Source organism: Mesorhizobium sp. M8A.F.Ca.ET.021.01.1.1 (assembly GCF_003998025.1).
Taxonomy (GTDB): Bacteria; Pseudomonadota; Alphaproteobacteria; order Rhizobiales; family Rhizobiaceae; genus Mesorhizobium.
The window spans coordinates 1-3,414 of the sequence record NZ_RZSJ01000636.1 but is presented as its reverse complement, the minus strand read 5'-3'; the positions used below and the strand labels follow the sequence as shown (position 1 = coordinate 3,414).

The 3,414-nt window shown below is 63.9% G+C and carries 5 protein-coding genes and 1 pseudogene; 2 read left to right on the top strand and 4 right to left on the bottom strand.

The window, feature by feature from the left end; genetic code table 11:
• Together EOA36_RS31230 and EOA36_RS31225 are read left to right on the top strand one after the other, a co-directional pair.
• Window positions 1-883: ABC transporter permease (locus EOA36_RS31230; RefSeq protein ID WP_145969400.1), on the top strand; the 883-nt coding region annotated here is incomplete at its 5' end.
• 129 nt (window positions 884-1,012) lie between these two features.
• Complete coding sequence (locus tag EOA36_RS31225; RefSeq protein WP_127280734.1) at window positions 1,013-1,252, top strand: hypothetical protein; 240 nt, start codon at window positions 1,013-1,015, stop codon at window positions 1,250-1,252.
• Between the two features lie 74 nt (window positions 1,253-1,326).
• On the opposite strand, the gene EOA36_RS31220 is transcribed toward EOA36_RS31225, so the two are convergent.
• From EOA36_RS31220 to EOA36_RS31205, 4 genes and pseudogenes are all read right to left on the bottom strand, one after another.
• On the bottom strand, window positions 1,327-1,752 hold the full coding sequence (locus EOA36_RS31220) for a type II toxin-antitoxin system VapC family toxin (protein WP_127280733.1): 426 nt from the start codon (window positions 1,750-1,752) through the stop codon (window positions 1,327-1,329).
• The gene (locus EOA36_RS31215) at window positions 1,749-2,003 is read right to left on the bottom strand and encodes a plasmid stabilization protein (RefSeq protein WP_127280732.1); all 255 of its coding nucleotides are present in this window, start codon (window positions 2,001-2,003) and stop codon (window positions 1,749-1,751) included. Before EOA36_RS31215 ends, EOA36_RS31220 begins: the two co-directional genes overlap by 4 nt.
• Window positions 2,004-2,106: 103 nt before the next feature.
• Complete coding sequence (locus tag EOA36_RS31210) at window positions 2,107-2,823, bottom strand: hypothetical protein (protein WP_127280731.1); 717 nt, start codon at window positions 2,821-2,823, stop codon at window positions 2,107-2,109.
• A 26-nt stretch (window positions 2,824-2,849) separates the two neighbouring features.
• Window positions 2,850-3,414 (bottom strand): annotated as a pseudogene (locus EOA36_RS31205) (endonuclease); the annotation flags it as partial.

Genomic DNA, 3,414 nt, shown 5'->3' with positions numbered 1-3,414 from the left:
CTTCGGCACCGAAAGCCTGACCTCTGGCGTCACCGGCACCGACAGCGCCTATCTCGACGCACGCGACTGGAAACTGGTCTCGGGCCGCCCGTTCAGCGATTCCGAAACCCGGTCGGGCACCGGCGTGTGCCTGATCGGCGAAACGGTGCGCCAGCAATTCTTCGGCGCCGGCGATCCCGAGGGCGAGATCATCCGCGTCAACCGCACCTCCTGCAAGATCGTCGGCCTGCTCGAGCCCAAGGGCTATACCGGCTTCGGCCAGGACCAGGACAATGTCGTGCTGATGCCGCTCGCCGCCTATCAGCGCCGCATCGCCGACAACCGCGACATCGACAACATCTACATCGCCGCCGACGACCGCACGCCGACCACCGAATTGCAGCCGCGCGTCGAGGACATTTTGCGCGATGCGCGCCATATGACCCCCGACCGCGAAAGCGATTTCGCCATTCGCGACATGACCCAGATCGCCGATGCCATGGCCAGTGCCACCACCACCATGACCGGCATGCTGGGCGCGGTCGCCGGCGTCAGCCTGCTGGTCGGCGGCATCGGCATCATGAACATCATGCTGGTGTCCGTCACCGAGCGAACGCGCGAGATCGGCATCAGGCTCGCCATCGGCGCGCATGAAAAGCACATCCTCATCCAGTTCCTGGTCGAGGCGACCGTGCTGTCGCTGCTCGGCGGCATCATCGGCATCCTGATCGGGCTGGCGCTGGCCGGCCTCGCCTCCGTGACCTTGACCATACCCTTTGCGCCAAGCCCCGCGGTGATCCTGCTCGCAGTCGGCTTCTCCGCCCTGATCGGCATGGTGTTCGGCTTCTTCCCGGCCCTGCGCGGCGCCAGGCTCGATCCGATCGACGCGCTAAGGCACGAGTAAGGGAGCAAGCTGCAAAGGCGCCCGGCACGCCGCGCCGGTTTTTGCGCAACCTTGGACGATTCCGCCCTGCCCCTGTCGTCACTGTGTCGGCGATGTTATGCCAAGGCATTTCTGGTCGAGGAGCAGCTGATGAGCAAGAAGGCGCGCGTGATCCTGACCATGGTGATTATCGAAGCTGTCCTGGCAGGGATCTGGTGGTATCTCGCCGATTACGGGATGACCAACCCCGATCGCGTCAAACCGGATTTCCAAGCGGTCGTCGGCCAGACCATGGGTATGGCGATGGGCGGGTTGCTGGGCGTCGGCTTCATTCTGTTTTTCATCGCCGCGCGCAACGAACGCAAGGCACTCACGAGCAAGACATCATAGAGCCCTGTCCGCCTCTCCCCGGATCATTCATCCCGACCGCGGCGACAACGTGCGGTTTCGAGTGGCAGGCACGGTTACAACGCTGCTTCCCACGGATTGACGGTATTCAACCCGGCGGCCGCCAACGGGCTGGTATCGCGGGTGGCGACCGTGAGGCCGTGCGCAGCGGCTGTGGCGGCGATGTAACCATCCGCGTTGCCGATGGCCTTGCCCGCGGCCCTCGCCTGCACCATGAGGATGGCATAGGCGCGCGACGCATCGAGATCGAAGGGCAGAATACGGCCAGCAAACAGCGGCAGCGCGTCCTGCTCCAGACGATCCTGCAGGATCGTGCGGCGCTTGCCGGCAGGCATCGCCGCGACACCGAAACGCAGCTCGGCCACGGTGACGGCCGAAAGATACAGGGTTTCAACGGCCTGAGCGTCGATCCACGCGATGACGCGCGGATCGGGCGCGGGTTTCCACGGTTCGGAAATTACATTGGTATCGATGAGGATCATTCGAACCGTACCGGCTCGCCCGGTGTCTTGTCGCGGAGCCTTTGCAAGGTATCGACATCCTCTTGCGACAATCCAGCCTCGCGACCGATGGCGGCGAGCAGCGAGCCGAGTTTGACCCGATTGGCCGGCCGCACGGCCGTTTCCAGGATCTCTCGCATTTCGGCCTCAGTGCTGCGGCCGTGGTGGGCCGCCCGCACCTTCAAGGCGCGGAGCGTTTCCTCTGGCAAATTGCGGATGGTGACAGCGCTCATCGATAGCAACATACTTATAGTGACATCTTTGATAGCATTTTATCAAGTTTGATATCACAACGCAATCTCTCGACGCTTCTCCGTAAGGCGCATGCAAGGGGATTTAGCCCTCGTTCGCAAAATGCCACTCGATCAGCGGCTTCATATGCGGCGACAGACCGTCCGGCAGGTCGCCGGCATGGCGGATGATCACAGGCCCCTCGATCTCCGGATCGGCTTCGGAGGCGACGAAGGCGCGGATGCGCGATGCGATCTCGTCAGCCGCCTCATCGACATGATAGCGGCGGAAGATGACCGTGCCGCTTGTCGTCGACAGGGCGTGCCAGCGCACACCGCGCCTGGCATCCGACAGGTCGAGGCCGGTCTCCTCGCGCACCTCGCGGATCATGTTGAAATCGACATCGACGAGACCGTCGCGGAAATCGGTCGGCTCGAACGAGCCCGCGGCGAAATAGACGCTCCCGGCACCCACTGTGTGTCGTCCCATGCGGATCGCCACCAGAGCGTTGTCCCCGGCCACCAGCATGGCGTGCCCATAGGCGTGCTCGGCGCCGGAATTCTCCCGTCGTTTGCGCCAAAGCATGAAGGTCGAGTAGTTGATCGCATGACAGCGGCCAATGAGGCTGCGGTCGCGATAGGCGAGTTCCGAAAGCAGAACCACCGTGCCGTCGAACAGCGCCGGATTGGCCGCGATCTCGCTCTGCCAATTCTTGGCGATCGCCTCGGCATTATCCACCGCGAAGGGATGCGGGCCGGGATCGAGACGGACGTCGATGGCATCGACCGGCAGGATGACATTGCGCGGAAGATCGAAGCTCATGTCGGCTCAGGTCCCGATCCTGCCCATCAGGCCATGTCCAGCGTGATCGCCACCGGGCAATGGTCCGAGGCCTTGGGCCGATCCCAGCCGGCACGCGGGAAGCGCTCGACTTCCTGGCCCGCGGGAAAGATCGTGCGCCAGGGCTGGCCGTTGCGGATGATGTCGGGAACGGCGGTGGCGTTCTTGGCCGCCAGTCCCCTGGAAAGCAGGATATAGTCGAGCTGGCACAAATGCCGCTCCTCGGGTCCGCGTGTGTGATAGAAGGTCCAGCGGTTCATTTCCGGCCGCCGCTCGACCACGTTTTCGCAGAAGCCGCCCGCTGTCAGCACGTTGATGCAGGACAGGTTCTCGTCGACCACCTCGAAACGGTAGCCGTCGACCTCATCGCCGGCGATCTTCACGCGCTGGCGGTAATCGTTCATGTCGCCGCAGATCGCCCAGCGCTTGTCGGCAGCGTGATCCCCACCGAAGCGCTCCTCGATGATGCGCCGCACGGCCTGCGCCTCGGCGATGCGCACCGGCATTGTCGCCTCGCGTCCGTCGAGCCCGTTGCGGGGCGACCCCATCGACTTGAAGTGCACGAGATAGAGC